This window comes from Kordiimonas sp. (assembly GCF_048260245.1).
Lineage (GTDB): Bacteria > Pseudomonadota > Alphaproteobacteria > Sphingomonadales > Kordiimonadaceae > Kordiimonas.
Window position 1 is genome coordinate 18,871 of sequence record NZ_JBLXGZ010000032.1, and the last position, 26,599, is coordinate 45,469.

Sequence of the window (26,599 nt, forward strand, 5' to 3'; positions counted from 1 at the left end):
GCGATGTTTGGACTCAGTTATCTGGACCTTGGGGTCATTGTTATCTATTTCCTCGGGCTGACATGGATCGGGCTTAGAACTTATAGTTCTATTAAAAACACCGGTGATTATTTCATGGGAGGGCGCCGTTTCAACAAGCTCCTTATGATTGGTCATGCCATGGGTACAGGGACCCATACCGATCAGCCCGTTGCTGTTGCGGGCGCCTGCTACCAGCACGGCCTTGCGGGCATTTGGTATCAGTGGATGTGGATGTTCAGCACACCCTTTTACTGGTTGTTGTCGCCCGTGTATCGTCGGCTTCGTTATATCACGACGGGTGATTTCTTCGAGCGCCGGTACGGCAAGACCTTGGGTGCATGGTATGCCGCAATGGGGCTTTTGTACTTCACCACCAATTGCGGGCTTATGCTCAAAGGAACCGCAACAACGATCGATGTGATCACAGACGGGCAAGTGCCTAGCAACTATGCCGTTGTGATCATGACTATATTGTTTGTGAGTTACAGCATGGTCGGGGGCCTTGTGGCCGCCGTTATCACAGATTTCATTCAGGGAATCTTTATCCTTGTGCTGTCCTTTCTGCTTATCCCGTTTGCACTGAATGCGGCTGGGGGTATCGGCGCTATTCATGACGGTTTGCCCGCCGACATGTTCAGTTTTATCGCACCGGGAGAAATTACCCTCTTTTTCATCGTTGCCGTGATCATAAACGGGCTGGTGAGCATCGTGGTACAGCCACACCACATGGCCGTTGGCGGCGCTGGCAAGGAAGAAATTTCATGCCGGGTTGGCTGGACATACGGCAGCTTCGTCAAGAGGTTCATGACCCTGGGTTGGGCGTTCATTGGCGTGTTTGCCGCGTTCCTCTATCCGGGTCTGGGAGAAGAGAACCGGGAGATGGCGTTTGGTCTCGCCGTCAACAATCTTTTGCCCGCAGGGCTTGTCGGTTTGATGCTGGCTTCGATGGCTGCGGCGGTGATGTCGACATGCGACAGCTTTATGGTTGGTGGTTCGGCTCTCTTCACGCGGAACTTTTATGCGAAATATTTTAATCGCGATGCTTCTGAAAAACATTACCTCGGTGTCGCACGCTTAGCGTCGCTGGTCGTTGTTGTCGGGGGCGTGGCCTACGCCTTCTGGCTCGACAGCGTTATACAGGGTGTGCTTCTTCTGTGGAAATTTACCGCTTTCTTCGGTGTAGCGTTCTGGATGGCATTGATATGGCGCAGGGCAAATCGCTTTGGTGTTTTTGCCAGCGTAATTTCAATGATCATATGCGTTGTGCTGACCAGTGATCTCACCAGCTTTGGCGCAAATTGGGATATCGAATATCAGATCGCCCTGTATTTGCCGGTTGGTATCCTTACTTTTGTTGTTGCAAGCCTGCTGACGCAGCCAGAAGACGACAAACAGCTGGATGACTTTTACGCGCTGTTGAACACGCCTGTTGGTGAAGAAGCCAAGCTGAAGGCAGCAGGGGTCGACATCATGCTTGAGGGCGATAACATCGAACCGCGTAAAGCGGGGGCAGAATCGCTTCTCGAGCGCGGACACAGCCTCGTGCTGGTGGACCTTTTGTCGCTGCATAAAAAATTCAGCTTCAAGCGCTACCGGATTGACCTTCTGGGGTTTGTTGCCGCTTGCCTTGCGGTGGCGGGGATCATTCTGATTGGTATTCTTTTGGCCGGTATCGGTAGCTAACGGGGAGTAATAAAGTGTTTTCGATCAAAAAAAGAGCTCGTCGGCTACGGTGTTTTTTCGCTGCATTTTGTTTGATGTGGGCTGCAGGCCCCGCAGCGACAGCGCAAGACAATGTTATTGTGCCCGCACCCATGGAAATAGGATTTTCCGAGGGCGTCTTTCCGATCAGTGGCTCTGTCCTTGGTTTTGCGGTTGACGGTGTTTCTGAAGAATCCCTTATGCTGGAAAAGGGGCAGATTGCCAAAGAGTGGCAACGTGCCGGCGGTGCGGTTGCATCTGCCGGATCCAGCGCCACGCATACAATCAAGCTCACCTTGGACAAAAGTTTTTCAGTGCCTGGTAATGAAGCGCCTGATGACGAAGCCTACGAGCTGCGTGTTGGCAAAAGCCATGTCAGCATTCGCGCAGGGACTGAGGCAGGGCTGTTTTATGGTGTGCAAAGCTTGAAGCAACTCATTCGGGCGTACGGAAATTCCGGTGCAATTCCATCTCAGGAAATCAAGGACTGGCCCGATCTGGCCTTTCGCGGTGTGCTGGATGACATAAGTCGGGGCCCGGTGCCCACGGTGGCGTTTGTTCGCCACCAGATCGACCGTTTGTCCGAATTGAAGTTCAACCGGCTCTCCTACTATTCCGAGCATATCATCCAGACAGAAAGTCATCCTGAAATAGCACCACCGGCCGGGTCTATCAGTATCCCTGAGTGGAGAGCGCTTGGCGCCTACGCGCGAGAACGCCACGTAATGCTGGTTGGTAACTTCCAGTCATTCGGGCATTTTGAGAAGTCTTTGGCGCACCCGGGCGTTCGTGCCCTTGGTGAGGCGGACAGGATGATCTCCCCGGTGTTGCCGGAAGCGCAGGATTTTCTTGCCGATATCCTTGATGAGGTCATACCGGCCTTTGATGCCCCTTATTTTTGTATCAATAGCGACGAAACCTTTGATCTGGGCAAGGGCTACTCCAAGCTTGCCGTGGATGAAAAAGGGTTGGGCAATGTCTATGCCGACCACATCAACTGGCTGCATGAGCAGACCACCCGCCACGGTGTGCGCATGATGCTCTGGGCAGACATTGTTGCCAAGCACCCGGAAATAGCCCATCGCATACCGCAAGATACGATCATGATGCCTTGGGACTATAGCGCCGAGCAGGACTTTAAGGGCATGATCGCACCCTTGAAGGACGCGGGCTACGATGTCATCGCCACTGCCGGAATTCTGAATTCCTACCGTATCATCCCCAACTTCGAGGAGGTGCGGCACAACCTGCGCAACTTTATTGGTGCCGCAGTGGAAACAGACATCATGGGCTCGTGGACGACGGTTTGGGACGATGGGGGCATGGCGCTCTTTACCCATGACTGGTACGGGCTGGCCTATGCGGCAGAACAAAACTGGCATTCGACTGAAACGATCGAAAAACAGGACTTTGAGCGCCGGCTGGGCGCAGGGGTCTACGGTGCCTCGGGTGATGGTTTTGTTCGTGCACTGGATACGCTGTATGAGCTCAATGATTTGAAGCCTACACAGGGCTTTAAAGACCGAATTTTGTGGCGCAGTGCCATACCTTCCCGTGGTGAGACGAGCCGTATCGATGCCGCAGGGTGGGACGATGTGCTGCAGCGCGCGGTGAGCGCCCGGGCCTTGCTGGAAGATGCACAGCTCGGGGTCTATCCCGAGGACGCCGACGTTTTCGCCTTCTCGTCACTGTTGTTCGAGACATTGGCCAAGACACGGCTGAACGCACTTGATGCGGCGGCCCAATATTCGCTGGCGTCCCGCAACCAGTTCCAGGACCCGGTTCTGGCGCGCGGCCATCTGTTGCAAACGCTTGACTTGCTGAGTGAGGTCGCGGGTTCATGGCGCCAATTGCATGACAGGTACGAAAGTCTGTGGCTGTACGAAAACCATTCCTATTGGCTGGACCATGTACTTGAAAAATATCAAGGCCATATAGCGGCGTGGTCAGATGCCCATGCGCGGGTCAGGGTTAGCCTGCGTGACCTTGACATGGGGCGTGCTATTGCAGCGCCCATGAATGTGCGTTTGTCGGTTGAGCCACTCTCCGGTCAATATTTCATGGGCTGGCTTGAACTGGATGCCTTTCCTGTTGGCGACACCGCCTCTGCGCTGGATACGGACTATCTGACAGACAGTGGTGGTGAGTTGGCCTCCCGACCGAAGGTGACGGAAACGATTGTCTTTGGTGGGCGCAAGTATCGCTGGCACCGCGTACTGGCCAACGCGCCAGATATTGTAGACCTGATTGACCTGAACCCCAGCGCACCGGATGAAACCGTTATCTATGAATTCGCTGAATTGACCAGCCCAGATGAACGCATCGCAAAGGCTGCTGTCGGGTCAAGTGGCGCGATGGAGATTTTCGTCAATGGTGTGAGTGTGTACCGGCATGATGATGAGCGGTCGCTGGTCATCGATGAGGACACAATCCGGCTGCCCCTGAAGGCGGGGAAAAACTATGTGATGGTGAAGCTGGTGCGGCACGGTGGAGATATGAAGTTCTCCTTTAATTTGCCAGACAACAAAATCTCCGCACACAAGAACAGATATCGCATCCTCGATTGACCTGCGTGAACAGGGGCAGGGCTCTGCATGGCTGTGCCCGTACATGCGGCAGGCGCATTAAACGATGTGTTTTGAAGGTTTAGTTCAGGAAAGGGCGTTAGCCTGATGGAACGATTTAGAGACAAAGCAGTTGTCATTACTGGTGGCTCCAAGGGAATCGGTAAAGCCATTGCTGAGCGGTTTCTGTGCGAGAAAGCCAGGGTGGGCATCATCGATATGGATGAGGCCGCCGGCGAGGAAGCGGTACAGGCGTTCAGTGATATGGGGCACACCGTTTCTTTTGCGGAGGCCGACATCAGTGACTGCTCAGCGGTTTCGAGCGCCGTCAAGCATGTAGCCGAGAAGCTGGGAGAGTTCAGCATCCTGATCAATTGCGCCGGGGCTGTCCGGGGTGAAAGCCTTGATGACACCGATGACAGTATCTGGCGTTGGAACATCGATGTGAACCTAAACGGAACATTCTCGGTGACAAAGGCGGCACTGCCGCACCTTTTGAAACATTCAAATAGCGCTGTCGTGAATGTTTCCTCAGTCAATGCGCTTATGACAATCGGTGTGCCTGCCTACAGTGCCGCCAAGGCTGGCATGATGGCTATGACCCGAAGTTTTGCGACCGAGTATGCGTCACACGGGCTGCGGTCCAACGCCGTTCTGCCGGGTACTATCCGTACATCGGCGTGGGATGACCGTGCCGCAAAGTACCCGGACGTTATGGACAAGGTTAAATCCTGGTATCCAGGCGGTGAGGTTGGGACTCCTGACGATGTCGCGGCCGCGGTCGCGTTTCTTGCGTCTGACGACGCGCGTTTCATTAACGGTGCCGGGCTGGTGGTGGATGGCGGTTTGACCATTGGCCATCACCGCATGATCAACGATTTCGTATGAGCAACAGAGTTCTATGCAAACACTACATATAGAAAACCAAAGCCAACCATCCGAAGGCTCAGTACAACAAAAACTGTCAGGTAAAACAGCTGTGGTGACGGGTGCCGGACAGGGTATCGGCAAGGCGATTGCGACCAGATTTGGTCTGGAAGGAGCGACGGTTGTCGCTGTTGATCGTAATGAAGAGACCCTCGCGGGGCTTGATGGATTGCCAGGTATTGTCCCGCATTGCATGGATGTGAGTAAGCCACAGGATATTGCACAGTGCGGGGACCTTTACCCGGACGCTGATATTTTGGTGAATTGCGTGGGTGTTGTGCATCATGGCCCACTACTTGATTGCAGCCCGGAAGATTTCAGCCAGGCCATGCGGATCAATGTGGAATCCATCTTTCACATGACCCGGACCTATATGCCGGGAATGCTTGAACGTGAAGATGGTCTGATCGTCAATATTGCTTCGGCTGCCGCCGCGTCAAAAAGTGCGGAGAATCGCTTTGCTTATGCGACCAGCAAGGGCGCTGTCGTGGCGCTCACCAAGTCAATAGCGATTGACTATATCGGACGCGGTGTTCGCTGCAATTCCATCAGCCCGGGAACGATTTATACGCCGTCGTTGCAGGAACGCATTGCCGCTGCAGGCAATAGTGAACAGGCTTACCGGGATTTTGTTGCGAGGCAACCCATGGGGCGCTTGGGGCAACCTGAAGAAGTTGCGGCCGTGGCACTGATGATGGCATCGGGCGAAGCCAATTTTATGTCGGGTTCGGACGTCGTAATTGACGGCGGGTTCAGTTTGTAAGGGAGTAGAATATGAAGCTGGTAAGATTTGGAGAAGTCGGGCAGGAAAAACCGGGCCTGATAGACGACGATGGTAATTTGCGCGATATTTCATCTTTCGTAAGCGACATCACGCCCGAATTTCTAGCTGGGGATCTTTTTGATCAACTGAAGGACGCGAGCGCGACGACCTTTCCTGCAGTCGAGGGTACGCCGCCCATGGCGGTACCGGTGTCGCATGTGGGTAAGTTTGTTTGTGTGGGGCTCAATTATGCTGATCACGCCCGCGAGGCTGGCCTGCCTGTACCGGAAGAGCCAATTCTGTTTATGAAAGCGACGTCGGCGGTGCAGGGCGCAAATGATGTCGTCAAGTTGCCGATTGGCCATAGTAAAGCGGATTGGGAAGTCGAGCTGGGTATTATCATCGGTAAACCGGCTAAAAACGTTGCTGTTGGTGAAAGCCATCACCATATCGCAGGGCTTTGTGTGATCAATGACCTGTCGGAACGGGCGTTTCAGATGGAACGCGGCGGCCAGTGGGTGAAAGGCAAGAGCTGCGATACATTCGGCCCGGTCGGCCCGTGGCTTGTGACCATGGATGAAATTGGCGACCCGCACGACCTGGACATATGGCTGGAACTGAATGGGGAACGGGTTCAGAACAGCAATACAGACCAGATGATCTTCAAAATCGAAGAATTGGTATCTTATATCAGCCAGTTTATGTCGCTGCAGCCGGGCGATATCATCTCGACAGGCACACCACCTGGCGTGGCGGCCGGCATGGAAACGCCGCGATGGCTGCAAAATGGTGATGAAATGCGCTTGGGCATTGAAAAGCTGGGCGTTCAGCATCAGCGCGTTGAAGAAGAATCAGGCGCATGACGGATAGTAACATCCGGGCCATAGTGGGGCGCCAGGTTTGGGATAGCCGGGGGCGCCCGACGGTGGAGGCAGAAGTCCATCTGGCGGGTGGAGCACTGGGTCGGGCTATTGCACCAGCCGGCGCTTCGACCGGCGGCGGCGAGGCGCTTGACCTAAGGGACGGCGGTAACGCATTTGGCGGTTGGGGCGTATCGAAAGCTGTCGCCAATATCAATGAGAGTATCGCGAGCGCGTTATCCGGTTTGGACGCTGCTGATCAGGAACTGGTCGACCAACGTTTGTGCGATCTTGACGGCACGAACACCTGCAGCACCTTGGGCGGTAACGCGATGGTGGCAGTGTCGATGGCAACGGCGCATGCCGCGGCGCAGGCGCGTGGTCTTCCCCTTTGGCGCCATCTGGCGGGCGACAAAGTGAATATGATTCCGTTGCCCGAGGTACAGATTTTTGGTGGCGGTGCGCATGCGCGGGGCTCAATGGATCTGCAAGATTTCATGGCCGTCCCCTTTGGCGCCAGAAGTTTCGCCGAGGCGATGGAATGGATAGCTGAAATATATAGGGAAGCGGGTCATTTCATGGCGCGCGCGGGCAAAAGCGCTGGTGTGGCAGATGAAGGCGGTTACTGGCCCTTGTTCGCGGACAACGAAGCGGCCATTGTGGCACTCAAGGAAGTCATAGAGGCTGCTGGGTTCGATACCGAAACACAGGTGGGAATTTCGCTCGATATTGCTGCCAATCAGGTTCACGATGGAGCGGGCTATTACCTGAAAGCCGAAAAACGACACCTGACCGACATCGAGTGGTTTGACATAATGCTCCGTTGGGTGAGCCAGTATCCAATTGTTTCCATCGAAGACCCCTTCATCGAGACGGACCTTGAAAGCCATAAGGCATTTACTGCTTTGGTCGGCGACCGTGTGCAGGTAATTGGCGACGACCTTTTGGTCACCAACGCGTCGCGCGTGCGAGAGGCAGCGGACAAGCAAGCGTGCAATACCTTGTTGTGCAAACCAAATCAGGCTGGCACCTTAAGCGCTGCTCGTCGTGCGCTTGAGGCAGCCCATGAAGAAGGTTGGAATGTAGTCGTCTCCGCCCGGTCTGGCGAGACGGAAGATACGACCATCGTTGATCTTGCATATGGTTGGGGTGCGTCTCAGTTCAAAGTCGGGTCATTCGCCCGATCCGAACGTATGGCGAAGTGGAATGCGATGATCAGGCTTGAAGAGAGCCTTGGCTCTGCCGCTCGTTATGCCGGGGCATTGCCTTTGCCGGGCAAAGCCATGTACCACCAAACCACACCTTGAGAAATGTGCGACCAGATTATCATGCCAAAAAACAGTAGCGATATTTCATCCGTGAGCGTGCCCGGTTTTATCAGTCAGGGGCTTGTCAATATGGGTCTGTCCCGTGAGGGAGAGGCGCTGGCAGCACACCCCCTTACGGGCGGGGTCTCTTCTGACATCTGGAAGGTAACGGTTGGTGAAGACATTGGTCGTACCTACTGTATAAAACGAGCCTTGGCACAGTTGAAGGTGGCTGAAAACTGGGAGGCCCCAGTCGAGCGGGTGAAGGCGGAAATCGACTGGCTTAAGACAGCCCACAGTATTACGCCCGGCAATATTCTGAAGGTCGTTGGCGAGGATGACGCTGAGGGCTGCTTCGCCATGGAGTATCTGTCGCAGACGGCCTATGAGAGCTGGAAACAGGCTTTGGCGGCGGGCAAGGTGGATATTGGCGTCGCCCGGTCGGTTGCCCGTGCCATTGTGGCCGTCCACCGGTCGACAGCCGGTGACAGTGATGTCGCTGAAGTCTTCGCGAATGACAGCCAGTTCATGGCCTTGCGACCAGACCCCTATTTCATCACGGCAGGGCGAAAAAACCCTGATGTAGCGGATATTATCAACAGGTTGACCGCAGACCTGATGGCCACGAAAAAGGTGCTGGTGCACGGTGACCTGAGCCCGAAGAATATCCTGATAGGGCCAAAAGGCCCGTATATTGTCGATGCAGAAACCGCATGGTACGGCGATCCGGCGTTTGACTTGGCTTTTTGCTTGAACCACCTCTTACTTAAATGCGTGTGGCATCCGGGTGTGGCAAGTTTATACCTCACGGCCTACTCGGCGTTTACCGAGACCTACATGATTGGTGTCGACTGGGAGCCGCATGATGAACTGGAGCGCCGGGCGATCACCTTGCTGTATGCGATGCTGTTGGCGCGGGTGGATGGAAAGTCGCCTGCGGAATATATCACGACAGCGCATCAAAAATCGGTGGTGCGGGATTTTGCGAAAGCTGGTTTGAAATCGCCTGCGGGCTCACTTGGTAATATTGCCCGTCAGTGGCGAACTGAACTGCAAACCACCTTCTAAATTTTAGCAACAGCAATCAATTTAGCTTAGGGGAGCAGGTGGCCAGCAAGGCCACCTGCTTTTACTGTTCTGCCGTTACCGGGCGGCTTTGCGTGAAATGCTGATCTTATACAAGCCCTCTGCTTCAGCAGGGATGGAGACCAACTGTCCCGCAGTTTCAATGGAGAGTGGAAGGGTGACAGTGCCGCCGCTGCCCTCTTGAACATGCACGTCATAGAGGCCAGTATCCAGTTGCCACAGGCGGAAATTCAGGCTGCCATTCGCAGTGGCTGACAGATAGGCGTCCACCACCAGCCGGTCCTTGCCGTTATCCCTGACAAGAGCAGAAAAGCCTGCCGGCGTGTTTTGCCAGGTAATGGCCGCATAAGGAGCGGAAGTTCTAAGGCTACCAGTCAGCATGCCCAGAATTTCCGGTGTGGCATTTGTTTTGCTGATATAGACCCGGTCGGTAAAGAGCGCTTCGTCAGTACGCATCGGGAAATTATATCGTATTTCGTCCAGAATGGGAGTGGCGGCCTCTGCGAGATGTTTTTCATCGCCGGTAAGGCGGAACTTGATATAGGCACCGCCATGCGATTTCAGCAAATCGTCATATCGCGGTTTATCGTATAACAGGCGCCACTGTGACAATACGCTCCAGAAACCACCGGCTTTGGCCAGATGGCTCGCGGCCCATGCTTCCGAGCCGGGTGCGGGTGTCTGCGATGAGTTTCCGCTTTGCTTCAGGTGTTTTTCCACAAGGTCTGCGCTGGCATAAAGCGGTGCCAGCAGTGTCTCATCTCCGGTTAGCTGCGCCGCAAAAAGCAGCAAGTCATATATTTGCTGCCCGGATTCATGGGACCAGTTGAAATACTCCCAGAACATATTGGCGTCATACCAATTCGGTTCGTCGCCGTTTATGCTTTGGTCAGACGCGCGCAGACTTGCGGGGACGACGCCTTTCGGCTTGCCCTTGTCGGTGCTCATGGCGGCGTCTGCCCAAGCGCGCGCCCATTCGTGCAGTGCAGTGTGCAGTGCGGGGTCGTCGACGTTCCAGGCGTAAAATTTGACCGCTTTGGCTGCCCGCCCATTCATTGGCACATCGCGGTTCCTTGGAGGGCGTTCGTCGATGGTGTGGGCACCAAACCATGCGGAGCGGAAATACCGTTTTCCGTCTGGTGTGCGTACGGTCCAGCGCTCGAGGAAGTGCCGTGCAGAATTGGAAAGCCGGGCGGTATATTCTGGTTCGTTCAAATAACTCAGAAGTGGTGCGGTGTCCGATATGGGTTCGGCAGCGTGTTCGACATCGCTGGCATTTTTATAGTAGCCGTCTTCAAGACGGTCGCTGCTCCAGACACCCGTTGCCAGCGTCTTCCAGCCGAGGGAGGTAACCGCGTCACCAGCCAGAAAAGGAATGGACCACCAGCGTAGCATTTCCACATCATCACCGTATTTTCCACCAAGCTCTCCGTTCGGGTTTTGACGTTCGGTGACCCACCAATTGCTCAACAGTTTGGTGCGGCACAATACCTCGCTTTGCCCAAGGCTCCAGTTCGGCGCTGTCTCCGGCGCTATGACAAAATCGCATGCATCCGGAGTGTCAATCTTGGCGCCCGTATACATGGCAAGCAGGTTGTCGTTGGGGTGGCGTTGCGCAAGATAACGGAGGTCTTCGGGCAGCCATCCGTCGTAATGTTGACCATGGCCCTCCCGGTCCAGCCAGTAAAGTATCCTGCCGCGCTGGTACCGGACGCGCTCATAAAGCAGGTGGTTGCTGTCAGCGCTGGCAAGCAAACCATCAAGGAGCATTATGGCCTGATTATAGCGGCCAAACATGCTGAGGCCTGTTTTTTTGCGCGCCCACTCCCACCCACGCAGGCCTTCAAAATACTCTTCCGCGCGGGCGAGAGTTTCAACCTGTGGCAACCAATAGGCTGCGACCAGGTTGTTGGGGTCTGTTGCCAGTGTTTTTTCAAGATCGCGGACGATAGCGTCCAGTGAAACCGTGCTGTTGTAGCGGCCCGCTTCCTTCACGCGCAGCAGTATCTGGATTTTGGTATCTTTGATATCGGCCAGATCCACCTCACTTTCAGGCGCCGGGATAAATTGCAGGCCGTTTAGCCGGACCTTATCCTTGCCGCCTTGCCAGTTGAGGACGAGGCCATCATTCCCGACCTTCACCACTTTCTGGTACAATCTATACCCGCGGCGCAACTGGGTGGATGGTTCTGACGGTTCGGCAAACTCATACCAGTTCAGGGGGTGTTCGATACCGTTGGCCTTGAAGGTTGCTGTGTTTATATACTCAAGTCCTGCCTCTGCCCAGAAGCGAACCAGCCAGTCGCCCACGGGAAGGTCAATACGGAAATCCAGTGATGATGCTTCGATGCTATCGATCGTAAAAGCGTCGCGGCTGCGTTCCATGCCGTCACGGGTTACAAAAACCCTCTCTTTGTCCGGATCAAGCCAGCCGTAGCCGCGTTCTGCCGAGTAAATGGTGGTTGTTTCAAGCGGCAGACCGTCTTTCGTCAGCGTGTCAGGAGGGCCTGCATCCAACACAATATTCTGTGCCGTAGCGTCTAAGAAGGGGGGACTTGCGGCATGAATACCACCTGATGCCGAGATAAGGGCTGTGCATGACAGAAGTGCAGCAATTCCTGCTCTTAGCGTGCGTTTCTTAACCTTTTTTCTACATGAAAGCATGCTCACTTATCCCCTCTTTCTATAAACGATGCGCGTGCTCAATTGTCTGGCAAGCGAATTTCACGTGGTGGCGTCCGGCACTGGCAGTAATGTCCTCCCACTTGAACCATTCACAGTTGACAGCCCGCTGTTGCTCTATCATAAAACCAAGTTATATGATGTATTACATCTTTATGGACTAGCGGTAAATATTGTCAAGTCATCACCGCCCGGCGCCTTAAAAACAGTCGCCGGTAACCCCGAGATCAAGGAAGTACCTTATGCGTGTTCATATTCATGATACTACCGAGGCAATGTCGGTGGCAGCAGCTAAACATGCTGCGGATTCTATCCGGCAGGCAATTGCAGACCGCGGTCATGCAGCGATCGTACTTGCGACTGGCGCAAGCCAGTTTGGTATGCTGGAAAATTTGACAGCAGCGCCAGACATTGACTGGTCTGCGGTCACCGCATATCACCTTGATGAATATTGCGGGGTTGATCGCGAACATCCGGTGAGCTTTCGTCGCTACATGCGGGAGCGGTTTACTGATCAGGTACCTACTTTAAAACGTTTTATCTGGATCAATGCGGATGAAGAGGACCTTGGTGCGGAAATTAACCGGTTAAATGCGGATATCGCAGCGAACCGGATTGATGTTGCCTGCATCGGTATTGGTGAAAATGGCCACCTCGCCTTCAATGAGCCGCCGGCAGATTTTGAAGCCACCTCGCCTTACCTCCTGGTGAAGCTTGATGATGTCTCCCGTCAGCAACAGGTTGGCGAAGGCTGGTTCAGTAGCCTGGACGATGTGCCGGAAACAGCCATTTCAATGAGCCTTCAACAGATCCTCAAGTCCAAACGATTGATTGTCACGGTGCCTGACTCGCGTAAGGCCGCGGCAGTGGGTGCGGCCCTTGAGGGCGCGATTGACCGTGCGTGCCCGGCCTCAGTCCTGCGGGTTCATCAGGACGTTTCAGTTTATCTGGATGCACCTGCTGCCTCGAAGCTACGGTATTTTTCTACCTGATGTTCATGGGTAGTAAGATATCATACAACATTATTGACACCTTTAGTTTTCTGTGACAGCCTTTTGATGAAGTGTCGTATGATGACTGATAATAAGACCAGTTCTGAAAATTCCATGAGTCCGACGCTAAACAAGGCAATCAAGTCTTTCATCCTGGGGAGGATATATGTCGATTAAATCGCGTTTGTTGAATTCAGTTTCGGTGGGAAGTGTTCTCGCGCTTTCGCTCGCTTGTGGCGCGCAAGCCCAAGAAACGGAAGACACGTCAGATGACGAAATGATGTTTGAAGAAGTAATCGTGGTTGGCACACGTGTCAGCCTTGAGCGTGCCAGAGATATAGAGCGCAATTCAGATGTTTGGAAAAACGTCGTGGCAGCGGACGATATTGGTAACTTTCCAGACCAGAACGTTGCGGAATCACTCCAGCGACTTCCGGGCCTGACGGTTACCCGCGACGAAGGTGAAGGTCGTTTCGTGAGCGTACGCGGCTTGTCCCCGGCCTTTAACAATGTCACCATCAATGGCGTGCGCATGGGGGCGACGGGTGAAGAATCCCGCGACAATGTAGTCTCACTTGATACAGTCCCTTCTGATCTGCTGAACGGCATTGAGGTATCGAAGGCGTCGACACCTGATATGGATGGCGACGCCATTGGCGGTACTATCAACCTGAAAACGCTTACGGCTTTTGACCGCAAGGGCAATACGCTCTCCTTGCGTGGTGAGGCAGGTTACAGTGGGCGTTCCGAAAAGGTTTCGCCCAAGTTTTCCGGTAGCATGACGCGGCTTTTTGATACGGCGGCGGGTGAAAATACGCTGGGTATCGCACTGACAGCAAGTTGGTCCCAGCGTAATATTCAGTTGGATGACCTGCGGGTGGCACGTTCAGAAGGTGCGGACCTGCGCGCATTTGATACCGGTGACGGTGAGTACTACCGTCCTGAAGAGATTGACCAGAGGCTCGAAGTTGGTAAGCGGACCCGCATCGGCGGCACCGCGAATATCGCTTACAAGCCAAATGAAAATCACGAAATTTACCTCAACCTGACCGGTTCGCGCCTGCGCGATGAGGACATCCGTATTCAGCAGGAATGGGAAACTCGTCGCTCAAGCGGTGGCGAGGTCAAGGTTATCGGTGCCAACACAGGTGTATTTGACGACGTAGATCTTGAGAAGCAGATTTTCTTCAAGGACACGACGAGCAAAAACTATTCGGCCAGCTTTGGCGGTGAGCATACCTTTGAACAATTCGAGCTGAACTATCAGGCTAACTACGCTAAAAGCACGTATCGGAACCCGCTGGGTACACGTGGACGTTTCCGCGAACGTGACGAGCTTGTGAAGTATACGGCAACAGATGACGGTGTATTGATTGATGCCACACCTGACACAGACGAATACAGTCGCGCCAAGTCCGGGGTGGACATCATGGACCCGACAAAATTCGCCTTCGACAATATCCTGATCGACGATGTGACGTCGCGTGACGAAATATACGGCGGTAACATTGACGGGAAATGGCATTTTAACATGGGTGACATGCCGGCTTCCATCAAGGGCGGTCTCAAGCTTCGTGACCGCAGCCGGTTGCAGGACAAAGAGCAGTTGGACAAGAACCCGGGTGACTTTGGTTTCACCGAAACAATGGCTGATGTCGGTACCTATAATCCTGAGAATACCAACCTCGACAACTTTGTCCTCATTCCGAATTTAGATGCCTCCCACGACCTGTTTTTTGCTGTACGCGACCAGATGGTTGCAGAAGGTTTCAACACCAGTACGCCAAACGATGACTTCTCGATTGATGAGCGGGTCATGGCCGGTTACCTGATGGGTGAAGTGGAAATCACGCCAAACTTCTCCATTATTGGTGGTGCACGACTTGAGCAGACCAAGCTTGAATCCGCCGGGAACGTGACCGAGACAATTCGCACCTGTGACGACGCGGAATGCAGCACCTTAACAAGCGTTCAGGTGGGGCAGAGAGACATTCTGCGTTCAAACAAATACACCGATGTGCTGCCGAGCTTGCACTTCCGGTATGAGCCGGTGGAAAACCTGATCATGCGTCTGGCACTGACCAAAGCTGTCAAACGGCCAGCGTTTGATGAGACACGTCCGAATGCGTCCATCGTGAGCGAAGAACAGGAAGACGGCACATATACGCGTGGTTATGTCGGCGGCAATCCTGATCTGGAAACATTGCGTGCCAATCAGGTCGACTTCCTGGTCTCTTGGTACCCCAACCGCAACGTCGCTATCAGCGGCGGTGTTTTCTACAAAGATATCAAGAACTTCATTGTAGAAGCCTCACTTTCCGGGCAGGCAGTAACACAACTGGGTTTTGAAGTGGGTGACGGTACTCCCACGGGTGGTTTTGACAACGTCATCACCTTCGTGAACGGCGAAACGGCCACCGTGAAGGGGGTAGAATTCAACTACTATCAGGCGTTTGAAGCCGTCCCGGGTGTATTCGTAGATGCCAACATTACATTCGCTGATAGCACAAGCCGCATCGAAAGCGTGCGTCCAGGCGAAGAGTTCCGCCTGCCGGATCAGCCTAAAATGGTTGGTAACTTCTCCGTCGGGTATGAGAACGAAAAAGTATCGTTGCGGGTGTCTGGCAACTATGTCGGAGAGAAACTCGAAACCATCGCGTCTGATTCCGCTATGGATGAAATCCGGCAGGAGCGTTTCTCACTCGATATTGGTGCGCGTTACTATCTGAGTGAGGGCGTACAAATTTACGCTGACGCCATCAACGTCAATAACGCCAAGGATGTGCGGGTATTCCAGAATGGCGCCAATGCGCCGCGCATGTTCGAAAGCGTGCAGGACTATGGTCGCTCATTTCAGCTAGGTATCCGGGCTAATTTCTAGGCCATAGCGCGTGTAAAGGCTGAAAGCTTTGTACAGAGTAGAGGGCCCCTCCATTACGTGGCGGGGCCCTTTTTCCTATCCTGAAAAGTGCTGGTGCCGTTGCAGAGTATTAACAACAAGGTGTTGCAAGGGCCGGACCGACCCGGTGGGTAGCGCCTCGGCCTTTCCTAAAAGCCCATCTCGCTTAGTCCAGGGTGGTCATCTGGTCGGCGGCCAAGTGTCCAGTGGAACTTTCGGTCCTGATCGTGGATGGTATGTTCATTGATGCTTGCAATACGTCGCTGCATCAGACCCTCGTCATTAAACTCCCAGTTTTCATTGCCGTAAGCGCGGAACCAGTTGCCACTATCGTCCCGATACTCGTAGGCAAACCTAACGGCGATCCGGTTGTCGGTGTAGGCCCACAGTTCCTTGATCAACCGGTATTCATGCTCGCGGTGCCACTTGTGGGACAGGAAGGCCTCGATTGCGGGTCGCCCAGTGATGAAGTCTGCGCGGTTCCGCCATTGGCTATCTAGGGTGTATGCTTGCGCCACGCGCGCAGGGTCCCTGCTGTTCCAGGCGTCTTCCGCCAGTCGTATCTTTTCCGTCGCTGACATGACGGTGAAGGGAGGTAAAGGGGGGCGTGACATTAGTTCACTCCTTCAGGTGTGGGGTGGGAGGCTTGGCGTTTAGCAATCAGGTGGTCTAGTGACCAACGCCCGGGTCCGAAGCTCATGACTGCCAGTGCTATCGCAAACCAGCCAAGGTGGGTGGATAGAAACGCTGATGGATAGACAAATATCTGAATGACCAATGTCATCACAAAAATCCCCAGCGCTGAGAGGCGGGTAGCAAACCCGACAAACAGCAGGAGAGGCAGGACGTGTTCAGCGTAGGTTGTTAGCGGGACCGCGATGTCCACCGGCAGGATTGGAATCTGATATTCCTCTTCAAACAGGAAGTAGGTACTTTCGCTTATGGTTAGCGCTCCCGTTACCTTCGTGCGCGCAGACGCCCAGAAGACGCCAGCAAGACCAAGACGCAGTGTCAGTTGAACAACGTCGGCTGGAATTCGGGCCAACTGTCTCGACGCAGTTAAAGCCGCCTTGCCAATGCTGGATTTAAGTTTCATTTTCATGTTGCTCCGTGCTTTCTTCAAGGGGGACCAAAAGCCCCGCATGTGCAAATGATGTGAAACTGCCAATCATTTGGATGGCCTGTTTTTCATCATCGGCGTCGTTTAAGATTTTCAGGAAGGGTATGCCGCCTGCCAGCCTTGTCAGGATGGGGGCTGCGTCTGCAGGGATCGTCTTTTGACGAAGGCTTCCTCCGGACCACCAAACGGCGACCACCTCTGAAGTCCACCGGGAAATCGGTTCCAGCAGTTCAGCTTGATGGTATTCCCATATAGTGCCAACCGGATAGGGCGACCGGATCAGCGTGGCACCTGGCGTAAGCTGGAACGGCAATTTAATTGCAGCTTCAAGATCTTCTCTGCTCGCCAATTTTATAGCTGGTTGATGCGCGACCAACGGGGCGGTGCATCGGGCCCACTCAAGGCTCGCCACGCCTGAGAGGTATGGTGGAGAGTTCGGCGGCGCGATTTTCTCGAGAAAATCCGGGAAGTCTGCCCCGTAGAGGTCAAGGAGTGGGGAATCAGGTGGAGTCTCAATGACATATTGATGTGCGACAGCTTCGAAATATTCCGTGCCAACCAATTGGCTGGTCACGGGAAACTTCGCGCTTAATGCGCCGATCAATCCAGTGAGGTGGTTATTCCGATATATGTTGAACCGGTTGCCAACGTTGATGATATCAGATGGTGCGGCCGTGGCCGTGTCTATCAGAGCGACTGCAAATGCCCTATTCATTCCACTTTCCCCATGTCTGACTGCATAAGGAATCTTGCGAGCGCCACTTCCTCCAACATGTCTTCAATCGCCGGTACATTATTGTCACGCTCGATTAAGGTGGGGCGAGGTCCCGCAGCGGAGAGAAACTCACTATACAAGAACCATACAGCGCCAGATATCTCCTCTCCGTGCGTGTCGATCAGTACCTGATGTCCAATGTCATCATCACTTAGTTCATGGCCGGCCAGATGGACTTCTCCGACGGCATCAAGCTGAATGCGGGAGAGCCAGTCCCCCGTGTCCCATCCATGGTTCTGCGCAGAAACATAAAGATTGTTGAGATCAAGAAGAATGCCACAGCCCGTGCGGTGAACCAGCTCCGCAACAAAGTCTGCTTCATGCATTGTGTCGGATTGAAAGCGAACATAACTTGAGGGGTTTTCAAGTAGTATTTGCCTGCCAAGATATTGTTGGACCTCGTAAACGCGGTCACAAAGACGGTTTAAGGTTTGCCTGTTGTATGGAACGGGCAGGAGATCGTTAAAATACGTGCCATCATGCCGACACCAGGCAATATGCTCAGAGAAGATTGCTGGTTTTGCGATATCGACAAGGTCTTTCAGGCGCGAAAGGTGAGCCCCGTCCAGAGGGTCATTGCCGCCAAGTGACAAGGCGACACCGTGAATGGACAATGGCCACTGTTTTGATGCTTCCAGAAGAAGCTCGCGAGCAGCGCCAGGCGTCATGAAGTTTTCAGCATGGATCTCTACAAAATCTACCCTCGTGGGGTTGGCCATCAGCCCAGATAAATACTGATGCTTCAGGCCAACCCCGACACCGGGGGTAAGCTCGAGCCGGGAGTTGGGGGGCAAAGAGGGGAGATCGGCTATGTCAAGCTTACCAACCACGGTTAACCTCTCGCTTCCCTATAGGCTTCAAGTTGACCAAAACCAGTTGACGAAGAAGGTGTTTCAATCGTTGTACAGGTACCTTTGGGTACAAGTTTCCAGGCGTTGCCCTGGTAATCTCTTTTGGAGCTACCAGCGCAGGACGTGCCGGGGCCTGCCGCGCAATCATTGTAGCCTGCCTTTGAAATGCCGTAGCATTTCTCCTGTGGTTCACGTGCTTCAGAAGGTGTGGCAATCACCATGTTTGCTACTACTGTGGCCACCGCCGCAGAAATATATGCTGACTTTTTGATGTCCATTTGGGGTCCCTTTTGATTGAGGAATAAGGGGTGAGGCGGGTGGCCTTTAGCGCAGCCGCCCGACCGCCCGTCGCTGTTTCCTAGTTCAAAGATGCCGGGGTGCTGTATTTGATCTCTGGCCAATACTCATTGGCCTTATAAAGGTTTCCTGGGATGTCCCGGTTCCACGCAACGGACACGTCCTCGTTGACATTCAGGTAGAGTTTATCGTTGACGATCTTCCAGACCGTGGGGTCGCCGTCCAACTTCTTGCCTAGTGCAACACCCATGGCACAGAAGCCGCCATACTGCGGGAGGTAGTGGTCCGGGTTTGCCATGAAAGCGGCTTTGTTCTTGGCGCTTGCAAAATAGTATGTCCCGCCGGTGTGCCGGACAGCGTATTTCTTGTCGCCTTTCATTGGTCCGCCTGATGTGAAGTAGGCAACCGGGTCATATCCCTGCATGGCAAGGCCTTGCACATCCGTGTTGACCTCGGAGGTCGCTGTTTCAACGACCGCATAACTTGGTGTGCTGATGGTGAGCGTAGTGGCGGCAAGCGCGAGGCCGACTGCTGCGACTACGGAGCGTTTAGTCAATTGTTTCATTACCAGTTCTCCTGTCTGACTCGGGTGCATTTTGGAAATCCCGAGGGGTTTATTTGTGAAGTGCGTCGCCGCCCTTTCAAAAACGCCTCACCAGTCGCATGAGATGCCTTCTTACGGATTTAAGGCATTAACTTGCTCCGGTGTGCTTTTGTTGGCCTGCTAACATTAACAGGTCGGTTAAGGTATATATCGAAGGGTAACTGATCTGTCAATGTTATAAATGATAATTTAAGGAAATTTGGTGAACGATCTGTTGAGGGGCTTCATACAATCATTGATTCACAATGACCTTGATTAGGCGCCTAAGGGTGATATATCATGTACAGATAGGTTAATGTAATGAGGGACTTCGAAGGGATTGTTTTGCTATGAGTGCGTCGAAGCGTGATGAATTGGTCCAGAGAGCTCTCAAGACTTTTTATCGAGGCGGTTTCCACGCTATCGGTATGGACAAGTTGGCGAAAGAAACCGGTGTTTCAAAAACTGCTATTTATAAACACTTCCGCACAAAAGAAGATCTGATCCTTGCGACCTTGCGGTTGCGTGACGAGCAGTTTCGGAATTGGTTGATGCGCCGGGTAGGGGCTCTTGCAACGGATCCCAAGGCGCAGTTGATCGCAATTTTCGATGCCTTGGGTGAGTGGTTTGATGAGCCAGACTTTAGAAGTTGCATGTTTGTCAAAGCGTCGTCTGAGTATCAGGATCGTACTCATCCTATCCATGTGACCGCTGCGGAACATAAGCGATTGCTGCTTATCTATTTTACAGAACTCGCGAGGAATGCAGGGGCGCAAGATCCCGAATCGTTGGCGCGGGAACTTCTCATTGTCAAGGAAGGGGCGATCGTGCTCGCACATCTTTTTGAGCCGGGCGAAGTCGCAAGCGATGCCCGACGGGCAGCCCTGCGAATTGTCAATCTGGAATTGCCTACTGGATGATTGTCCCGCCCCTCGGACGTTGAGTTCAATTCGGGTGTTTGCAGAGTCCATGCATGAGCTTTGGTCTCCAATTCGAAGCCTGTTCCTAGCGGACACTCTCCGCGATCAACATTGTCGGGTGCTGAGTTTTCCGCGATATTGAGATCGCCTCGGAGATGCTCGCTACCACTTCCTCAGGAACGCCCTCCGGAATTCTTGATATGGCAAGTTCGGTCGCACCATCAGCCGTTTCTTGCCGGCCGGAGTATAACTCCTCAATCTAGCAGGAATCCATCGCTACCGCCTTGCCACTTTGCATAAAGTGCCGTGGATAGAAGGTATCGGTCGGGTCATGGCGTCTATTCCCGGGCGCATGATGCGCTGCGTTCCGACATATTGACAATATTATTCATAGCGTAATGCCCTGATCGGATTGGTGCGGGCCACCCTTGTGGATTGTATGCACACTGTGGCCCAGGCAATTGCGAGAGAAAGGGCCCCGGCCCCAAGGCAGAAAAGCCATAGGAACCAGGTCTCGATCCGATAGGGAAAGGTCTCAAGCCAGCGAGACATCACCCAGACAGCAAGGGGCCATGCAAGCAGGTTAGCCATCAGGACCGGTTTGGAAAACTGCCAGACAAGAAGACGCACAATATCGAACACCCGCGCCCCCATAACCTTGCGAATGCCGATTTCCCTTGTGCGTCGCTCCGCCGTAAAGGCAGCAAGGCCATATAAGCCAAGGCAGGCGATAACCACTGTAATGACGGAGAAGATTGCCAGCACCCTGGATATGGTGCTTTCCCGCTCGAACTCTGCCGCAATCGTATCCTCGACAAATTCATACTGGAACGGCACTTCCCGACTGAAGGAATTCCAGACGGTTTCCAACCGCGAGACAACGGCTTGTCCCGCGCCGTCATATTTTACGGCGAGTGTGTTGTAGCGCGCGGGTGCGAGCAAATAGACCTCAGCCCGGATAGCCCTTTTAGGTGATTGGAAATAGAAATCGGGCGTGACGCCAATAATCTCAAGCTCGCCGTATACCGGCCCTTCCGCATTCACGCCTGTTACGGCAGTGACACGCTGGCCAATCGCTTCTTGCGGCGCTGCGAAACCCAGCTTGCGTGCACTTGTTTCGTTCATGACAACGGACCCTAGGGCCCCCTCTGCCGGCATACCGTCAGACGGAAAGTCCCGGCTGTAGAACCGCCCTGCGAGCATAGGGATCTTGTAGGTGTCGAGATAGTCATGATCGACCGACTGCGTACTGATCAGCACCGTTTGGTCGGATTTGGCACCAATTAGCTCGAAGGGGCTAAGCCTTTCATGGATGTCAATCGGGCTATAGTCCGTATAGCCGGCGGCGCTGACACCCGGTACACTGAGGACCGCTTGCTTCAGCGCTTCCCGGCTGCCCGCAATCTTTTCGTTCCCTGTGTTGTTGAGCACCAGTACGTTGTCCTTGCTGTATCCTGGGTCTTTGTTGGTGGCAAACCATGTTTGCATATAAACAGTGGCTGTTGCCACGATAAGCGCGGTGGATATGGTGAATTGAAGGACGACAAGCGCGCTGCGCAACAGGCGCGACCCGCTTCCCTCGGTCGAACGGTTGGCGCGCAGTAGCTGTGCGGGCTTGAAGCCTGAGACAATAAGGGCGGGATATACGCCGGCGATCAAACCGGCCGTGAGCAGTAAGCCCGCGATCAGCACAAGTGTTGTGGCGTCGCTGTAGGCAAGCGTGAGGTCAAGGTTCAGGAAGCGGTTGAAGCTGGGCAGGGAAACCTCCACGAACAAGAGGCCGAACAGCAGACCGAGCCCAGCCAGCAAAATCGTCTCACCAGCAAACTGGGCAACCACTTGTGACCGGCTTGCCCCCAGCACTTTCCGCAGCACAACCTCACGGGCCCGCTGGGCCGACTTGGCGGTCACAAGGTTGATAAAATTGATGCAGGCTATAAGGAGAACCGCAAGGGCTATACCCACAAGTATGCGCACGGCGTCCATATCACCCGCGGGTTTCATCTCGCCAATCCCGACAGGGTTCAAGTGGATATCGGTGATGGGCTGTACGCTCTGAATATAAAAATCTGAGACCTCGGCCTCGGGTCCCGACTTCAGTGAATCAAGCCCGACCACATGGGTGTTGACCAGGTCTGGCAGACGGTCGCTGATGGTTTTAAAATCATTTGCACTGATCGCCTCGATATATACCTGATGTTCGCCAAGGTTTCCCCACGTGTCGTAGAAGCCTCGGGTTTGCGGAAAATCGGTCAGGTCGAATTTCGCGAGGCCGTTGATGGCGAGCGCTGTATTGTCCGGCAGGTCCCTGAAAACTGCTCCTACGCGGTAGTCCCTGTCAATTTCCGACAGTTTGATGCGTAGTACCTGTCCGATTGGATCGGTGTTCCCGAAATACTTTTCTGCCATTGTTTCGCTGATCGCAAGGCTGGCCTTGTCGTTCAGCGTTGCCTGCATATCCCCGCGAAGCACAGGTATGTCAAACATCTGTGCAGTCTCGGGATCCGTCAGGTGGATGTCCTCTGCAAAGGCCTCACCACCACGGATGACGACGGGATGCACCGGAATGAAACGGGTGGCCCGAACTATCTTGTCGGGGAAGTAGGTTTCAATAACCTCCTTCATCGGGGTGGATGCGGAAGCCGCATCATAAGGCGCACGGCCGGGCAACAGAACCGTTGTATTTATCCGGCCAATGCGCTCCGCCTTGTCCCAAAATTTATCGTAGGAAAGCTCATGCCGCACATAAAGCATAATAAGGATGCATGCGGCAAAACCGGTGGCGAGCCCGATGGTATTTATTGCACTGTATAATTTGTTCCGGATCAGGTTTCTGATCGCGATCTTCATGTAGTTCCTGAACATTGACTACCCTTCCCGATGGGTTTTGAGCCGGTACACTACAGGGCTTGCAGGCGGGATGCGCGCCACCGGGCCTGACAATCAGGGCCGGGGCGACACATGCATAAGGTCATGGCCGGGCGATCAGGCCCGGCGCAGGTTTAGTATTCCAGGGTGAAGCTCATGAGGCCGCCGATAAAGGCAACCCAGGCCACACCGCACAGGGCAGCAGCAAACAGCACGCTACCGGCCTTGGCCATGACATGCCGGTCGGAGCGGACGGTCAGCCACGCGTTCCAGAGGCCCACGCCCACGCCAATGAGGGGCACAAGAGCGCCAGCCTGAAGCGTGAATAGCAAAGGATCAAGCGCCGTGCCAAAACCGTCAAACTGCATCTGAAAGAGCGGCTGCAGTGCCATATACCAGCCAAGGAGATAGATCATATCGCCAACCATCAGCAGACGGGAAAGCCGGTACGCAACCAAATCTCTCCCTGTGAGGCCGAGTGTCTGGCCGTATAGCCGGCGGCACCACCAACTAAGCGGCCAGGCGACAAGAGCCAGTAAGATCACGGCGATGGACCCAAAGAGTATGAAGCTGTTCAGGCCTGCACTCTCTGCCAAAGGAACCCTCTGCATATCAGAGACCGGGTTCTTGCTGTTGGTAATAGTGAGTTGGCCGTCAACGGTTGAGACGTGAAGCGCACCTTCGCTATTTGGATCGCGCCACATGCCGGGGGCGGTCTCCCTGTATTTTGTGCCAGGCTCGGAGGCGAAGCTGATCGTGCCATCCTCGTTGGCAATTACGGTGCTTTGCTGCAGCGTGTATATTAACTTGAGGAACGCGGTGTCGATGCGGCGGGAGCTCCGATATTTCCCTGCAAGCGCCTGGGCGTCTGCCTGAGCGCTCTGGATGGCGGGTGGGAGCGGCTCATTGCCCTTGTCGGGGAAATAGCGATCCATGAAGCCCTCAACAAAGCGCTCACGCATGCCGTAGACCGCTTCGTTTTTGCCCCGGCTGTTGAAGCTTACAAAAAAGCCAACACCTTCTTCCGGGATCAGGTTCATGTCGGTGTGAAACCAGATGGTATCGCCCCCGTGGCCGATCAGGCGTTTGCCGTTGATGGGGCCACTGAAAAAACCGTGCGCCATGGTAGTGAAGCCGGGTTCGTGGGGTGCTGAGGGCTGGTACATCAGTCGGGCTGTCTCCGCCTTCAGGATGCGTGCATCGCCAAACCGGCCCTGTTGCAGGTGGGCAATCATGAAATTGGCCATGTCGTCCGCAGTGGCGCTCATGCTGCCGGCCGGCGCAGATGTGATCATTTCAAAGGCCTGCGGCGGCTGGGACGCGCTCATGTAACCAAGCGATACGTTATCCTGGAATTTCTCGGGCAGGGGTTGCCGGAACGTAGAGCGTTCCATATGAAGTGGGCCAAGAATATGCCGCTCGATATAATCGTCGAAGGGCTCTCCGGAAAGTCGCTCAACGATGTAGCCCGCGAGCGCAGTACCATAGTTTGAATAGGCCGGCACTTTCCCTACGGGAAATATCCGCGGCCTCATGTGGTCTTTCAGATATTTTTCCGTGGTAATGAATTTGGCGGGGTCCGTGATCAGTATCTCTTTAAGCCCCTCCTCAAAACCGCCCCGGTGGGTCATCAGGTCATTCATGGTGACTGGCCCGCCATCCCGTTCGGGGATTGTGAAATCGAGATAGGTGTTCACATCGGCATCAAGGTCCAGCTTACCCTGTTCAACCAGCTGCATCACGGCTGTCCATGTAAACAGCTTTGAGGTCGAGCCGATCCTGACAAGGGTTTGCGCCGCATCCATCGGCAGTTTGCTTGCGACATCCCTGTAACCATACCCTTTAGCGAAGAGCGGCCTGCCGTCCTTCACCACGCTGACCACAGCGCCCGCCACATCACCTTGCTCAAGTGCACCGGACATATAACCATCAAGCCAGGCTTCAAGGTCGGCGGCATCAAGCTGCGGGGTGCCGGGCGACTTCACGTCGGGTGCTGAAACTGCGGGCTGTGCCTGCGCCTGTGCGTGCTGCGGCTGGGGCTCAGTCGGGTTTTCCTGCGCCAGCAACGGCCAGCCAAGCCCGAAAGCCATTATTGGAATAGCTATCCAGAATCTTTTCTTCACTTCACTCTCCCTGTCGAATAGGCTTATACCTACACTGTATGTTTTTCCGAAACCTACAGTGTATGTTTTAAAGAGTCAAGGAGCCCGAAAAGGTGCCCAAACCGCAACTGAGCAAAGAAAAGATAATCGATACCGCCATAGAAATTGCCGATGAGAAAGGACATGAAGCTGTCACGCTGCGCGGCATTGCCAAACGACTGAAGGTGCACGTAACCTCATTATATAATCACGTCCCCACCAAGGACGCTGTCTTCATTGAAATGATGAAAAAGATGTTTGCGGACTCTGATATGCCTGTCGGGTCCTTCACATGGCAGGACTGGATCAGAGGCTATGCAGAAGCTTTTCGGAAAATGGCGTGCCGGCATCCAGGCGCGTTCCAGGTATTCCAGCGCGGTTTAGCCCAAGGCGACGAGGCCATGGAAACCGTAGAGTCAGCAATCGCCGCTTTTCGAGCGGACGGCTTTGATATTGAGGCTACCTTCTGTGCGATGCGTGCTGTCAACGTCGTCGTATTTGGTCTGGGTCTCGAGGATGTGGCGCGGGAGACCAATGCGGTCCCTCAGCTTAACCCGGAGCTGGTACCGGTCGAGCGGTTCCCCCAAATTCATGAGGTCATGGCCATATCTGAGCGGCCGGACACATTTCACTTTCTGGTGGAGGTGCTGATCGCGGGCATAGCAGCGAGACGTCCAGTATAGAGATGACCAACTGATGGCAACCTAATTTAAAAATTGGTTGATACCACATGTGTCATTTCTGCCGCAAACGCTGGATCATGAATTCCGTAGGTCGGGAGAAACTGTGGTGGGTTTAGCCTTCTCAGTCTGGGGCTGTTCGGCGTATCCATAAGAGCTTTCAGTTCATCATCGAAAAAAGTCGGTGGCGCTGTCTCGGTGCTCCATTCATCTCGTGCCGAACCAGAAGCCGTTGTCTTGATAAGGTCAGCGCCGCGACCGATTTGCTCACGAACTGCTTTCCGGCAGCTTTCAACACCATCGCACGAAAGCGAGTCGTGAGCTGCATGCGCGAAAGTTTCATTTAGCATCGTTGCTGTGCCGTGGCCGCCGGATCGTGTCACTATATTGTCAGCTGTATAAATCCGCGGGCCGGGGACAATATCTTTGTTGATGGCATCTGTCCGTCGTCAGAACATTTGTCTCAGTTTGAGCGCTTTATGATGTGAGTGTTTGGCTCATCATTTTTGGATATTATGCGGCTTGCTGCTTGTGAAGCAAGCGGCGTTGTTTGATCGTGTTA

Annotated in this window: 20 protein-coding genes; 11 read left to right on the forward strand and 9 right to left on the reverse strand. The window is 54.0% G+C overall.

The features are described 5' to 3' along the window. Positions 1 to 3 precede the first annotated feature (3 nt). The 7 genes from ACN0VM_RS14300 (at position 4) to ACN0VM_RS14330 (ending at position 9,211) form a co-directional block, all read left to right on the forward strand. Positions 4 to 1,704, forward strand: coding sequence for a sodium:solute symporter family protein (locus ACN0VM_RS14300; protein WP_417451573.1), 1,701 nt, complete (start codon positions 4 to 6; stop codon positions 1,702 to 1,704). A gap of 14 nt (positions 1,705 to 1,718) precedes the next feature. Beyond that, positions 1,719 to 4,289 (forward strand): glycoside hydrolase family 20 zincin-like fold domain-containing protein, encoded by a 2,571-nt coding sequence (locus ACN0VM_RS14305; RefSeq protein WP_417451574.1) that lies wholly within the window; start codon positions 1,719 to 1,721, stop codon positions 4,287 to 4,289. Between the two features lie 105 nt (positions 4,290 to 4,394). Then, positions 4,395 to 5,174, forward strand: coding sequence for an SDR family NAD(P)-dependent oxidoreductase (locus ACN0VM_RS14310; RefSeq protein WP_417451575.1), 780 nt, complete (start codon positions 4,395 to 4,397; stop codon positions 5,172 to 5,174). Between the two features lie 13 nt (positions 5,175 to 5,187). After that, positions 5,188 to 5,976, forward strand: coding sequence for an SDR family oxidoreductase (locus ACN0VM_RS14315; protein ID WP_417451576.1), 789 nt, complete (start codon positions 5,188 to 5,190; stop codon positions 5,974 to 5,976). An 11-nt stretch (positions 5,977 to 5,987) separates the two neighbouring features. Beyond that, the gene (locus ACN0VM_RS14320; protein WP_417451577.1) at positions 5,988 to 6,839 is read left to right on the forward strand and encodes a fumarylacetoacetate hydrolase family protein; all 852 of its coding nucleotides are present in this window, start codon (positions 5,988 to 5,990) and stop codon (positions 6,837 to 6,839) included. Further along, the gene (gene eno / locus ACN0VM_RS14325) at positions 6,836 to 8,143 is read left to right on the forward strand and encodes a phosphopyruvate hydratase (protein WP_417451578.1); all 1,308 of its coding nucleotides are present in this window, start codon (positions 6,836 to 6,838) and stop codon (positions 8,141 to 8,143) included. The genes ACN0VM_RS14320 and eno overlap by 4 nt, the downstream gene beginning before the upstream one ends. Positions 8,144 to 8,164: 21 nt before the next feature. Then, positions 8,165 to 9,211: a phosphotransferase family protein gene (locus ACN0VM_RS14330; protein ID WP_417451579.1), complete on the forward strand. Its 1,047-nt coding sequence runs from the start codon at positions 8,165 to 8,167 to the stop codon at positions 9,209 to 9,211. Between the two features lie 75 nt (positions 9,212 to 9,286). On the opposite strand, the gene ACN0VM_RS14335 is transcribed toward ACN0VM_RS14330, so the two are convergent. Further along, on the reverse strand, positions 9,287 to 11,893 hold the full coding sequence (locus ACN0VM_RS14335) for a hypothetical protein (RefSeq protein WP_417451580.1): 2,607 nt from the start codon (positions 11,891 to 11,893) through the stop codon (positions 9,287 to 9,289). A gap of 260 nt (positions 11,894 to 12,153) precedes the next feature. On the opposite strand from ACN0VM_RS14335, the gene ACN0VM_RS14340 reads away from it, so the two are divergent. Then, entirely contained in the window at positions 12,154 to 12,903 is a 750-nt protein-coding gene (locus ACN0VM_RS14340) for a glucosamine-6-phosphate deaminase (protein WP_417451581.1), read from the forward strand. A gap of 166 nt (positions 12,904 to 13,069) precedes the next feature. After that, entirely contained in the window at positions 13,070 to 15,784 is a 2,715-nt protein-coding gene (locus tag ACN0VM_RS14345; RefSeq protein WP_417451582.1) for a TonB-dependent receptor, read from the forward strand. Positions 15,785 to 15,951: 167 nt separating this feature from the next. On the opposite strand, the gene ACN0VM_RS14350 is transcribed toward ACN0VM_RS14345, so the two are convergent. From ACN0VM_RS14350 to ACN0VM_RS14375, 6 genes are all read right to left on the reverse strand, one after another. Further along, positions 15,952 to 16,416, reverse strand: coding sequence for a DUF1348 family protein (locus tag ACN0VM_RS14350; RefSeq protein ID WP_417451583.1), 465 nt, complete (start codon positions 16,414 to 16,416; stop codon positions 15,952 to 15,954). Further along, a complete protein-coding gene (locus ACN0VM_RS14355; protein ID WP_417451584.1) occupies positions 16,416 to 16,904 on the reverse strand; it encodes a DoxX family protein in 489 nt (162 codons plus the stop codon). The genes ACN0VM_RS14350 and ACN0VM_RS14355 overlap by 1 nt, the downstream gene beginning before the upstream one ends. Then, positions 16,888 to 17,637, reverse strand: coding sequence for a putative DNA-binding domain-containing protein (locus ACN0VM_RS14360; protein WP_417451585.1), 750 nt, complete (start codon positions 17,635 to 17,637; stop codon positions 16,888 to 16,890). The genes ACN0VM_RS14355 and ACN0VM_RS14360 overlap by 17 nt, the downstream gene beginning before the upstream one ends. Then, positions 17,634 to 18,527, reverse strand: a complete 894-nt coding sequence (locus ACN0VM_RS14365) for a DUF692 domain-containing protein (protein WP_417451586.1) — start codon at positions 18,525 to 18,527, stop codon at positions 17,634 to 17,636. Before ACN0VM_RS14365 ends, ACN0VM_RS14360 begins: the two co-directional genes overlap by 4 nt. 2 nt (positions 18,528 to 18,529) lie before the next feature. After that, on the reverse strand, positions 18,530 to 18,826 hold the full coding sequence (locus ACN0VM_RS14370; protein WP_417451587.1) for a DUF2282 domain-containing protein: 297 nt from the start codon (positions 18,824 to 18,826) through the stop codon (positions 18,530 to 18,532). An 80-nt stretch (positions 18,827 to 18,906) separates the two neighbouring features. Further along, positions 18,907 to 19,410 (reverse strand): YHS domain-containing (seleno)protein, encoded by a 504-nt coding sequence (locus ACN0VM_RS14375; RefSeq protein ID WP_417451588.1) that lies wholly within the window; start codon positions 19,408 to 19,410, stop codon positions 18,907 to 18,909. Between the two features lie 368 nt (positions 19,411 to 19,778). On the opposite strand from ACN0VM_RS14375, the gene ACN0VM_RS14380 reads away from it, so the two are divergent. Further along, positions 19,779 to 20,348, forward strand: coding sequence for a TetR/AcrR family transcriptional regulator (locus tag ACN0VM_RS14380; RefSeq protein WP_417451589.1), 570 nt, complete (start codon positions 19,779 to 19,781; stop codon positions 20,346 to 20,348). 384 nt (positions 20,349 to 20,732) lie between these two features. On the opposite strand, the gene ACN0VM_RS14385 is transcribed toward ACN0VM_RS14380, so the two are convergent. Both ACN0VM_RS14385 and ACN0VM_RS14390 read right to left on the reverse strand, forming a co-directional pair. Further along, the gene (locus ACN0VM_RS14385; RefSeq protein WP_417451590.1) at positions 20,733 to 23,213 is read right to left on the reverse strand and encodes an ABC transporter permease; all 2,481 of its coding nucleotides are present in this window, start codon (positions 23,211 to 23,213) and stop codon (positions 20,733 to 20,735) included. A gap of 137 nt (positions 23,214 to 23,350) precedes the next feature. Further along, positions 23,351 to 25,339 carry a serine hydrolase domain-containing protein gene (locus ACN0VM_RS14390; RefSeq protein WP_417451591.1) on the reverse strand — a complete coding sequence of 663 codons (1,989 nt, stop codon included), beginning with the start codon at positions 25,337 to 25,339 and terminating at the stop codon, positions 23,351 to 23,353. Positions 25,340 to 25,431: 92 nt separating this feature from the next. Here ACN0VM_RS14390 and ACN0VM_RS14395 point away from each other — a divergent pair, with 92 nt between their 5' ends. Continuing rightward, positions 25,432 to 26,040 carry a TetR/AcrR family transcriptional regulator C-terminal domain-containing protein gene (locus ACN0VM_RS14395; protein WP_417451592.1) on the forward strand — a complete coding sequence of 203 codons (609 nt, stop codon included), beginning with the start codon at positions 25,432 to 25,434 and terminating at the stop codon, positions 26,038 to 26,040. The last annotated feature ends 559 nt before the right edge of the window (positions 26,041 to 26,599 follow it).

Bases quoted from the DNA above. Each gene is read 5' to 3' on its own strand.
- ACN0VM_RS14320 (WP_417451577.1), top strand. From the start codon at position 5,988: ATGAAGCTGGTAAGATTTGGAGAAGTCGGGCAGGAAAAACCGGGCCTG.
- ACN0VM_RS14375 (WP_417451588.1), bottom strand. From the start codon at position 19,410: ATGAAACAATTGACTAAACGCTCCGTAGTCGCAGCAGTCGGCCTCGCG.
- ACN0VM_RS14310 (WP_417451575.1), top strand. From the start codon at position 4,395: ATGGAACGATTTAGAGACAAAGCAGTTGTCATTACTGGTGGCTCCAAG.
- ACN0VM_RS14345 (WP_417451582.1), top strand. From the start codon at position 13,070: ATGTCGATTAAATCGCGTTTGTTGAATTCAGTTTCGGTGGGAAGTGTT.
- eno (WP_417451578.1), top strand. From the start codon at position 6,836: ATGACGGATAGTAACATCCGGGCCATAGTGGGGCGCCAGGTTTGGGAT.
- ACN0VM_RS14340 (WP_417451581.1), top strand. From the start codon at position 12,154: ATGCGTGTTCATATTCATGATACTACCGAGGCAATGTCGGTGGCAGCA.
- ACN0VM_RS14385 (WP_417451590.1), bottom strand. From the start codon at position 23,213: ATGTTCAGGAACTACATGAAGATCGCGATCAGAAACCTGATCCGGAAC.
- ACN0VM_RS14330 (WP_417451579.1), top strand. From the start codon at position 8,165: ATGCCAAAAAACAGTAGCGATATTTCATCCGTGAGCGTGCCCGGTTTT.
- ACN0VM_RS14335 (WP_417451580.1), bottom strand. From the start codon at position 11,893: ATGCTTTCATGTAGAAAAAAGGTTAAGAAACGCACGCTAAGAGCAGGA.
- ACN0VM_RS14370 (WP_417451587.1), bottom strand. From the start codon at position 18,826: ATGGACATCAAAAAGTCAGCATATATTTCTGCGGCGGTGGCCACAGTA.
- ACN0VM_RS14350 (WP_417451583.1), bottom strand. From the start codon at position 16,416: ATGTCACGCCCCCCTTTACCTCCCTTCACCGTCATGTCAGCGACGGAA.
- ACN0VM_RS14360 (WP_417451585.1), bottom strand. From the start codon at position 17,637: ATGAATAGGGCATTTGCAGTCGCTCTGATAGACACGGCCACGGCCGCA.
- ACN0VM_RS14380 (WP_417451589.1), top strand. From the start codon at position 19,779: ATGAGTGCGTCGAAGCGTGATGAATTGGTCCAGAGAGCTCTCAAGACT.
- ACN0VM_RS14315 (WP_417451576.1), top strand. From the start codon at position 5,188: ATGCAAACACTACATATAGAAAACCAAAGCCAACCATCCGAAGGCTCA.
- ACN0VM_RS14300 (WP_417451573.1), top strand. From the start codon at position 4: ATGTTTGGACTCAGTTATCTGGACCTTGGGGTCATTGTTATCTATTTC.
- ACN0VM_RS14355 (WP_417451584.1), bottom strand. From the start codon at position 16,904: ATGAAAATGAAACTTAAATCCAGCATTGGCAAGGCGGCTTTAACTGCG.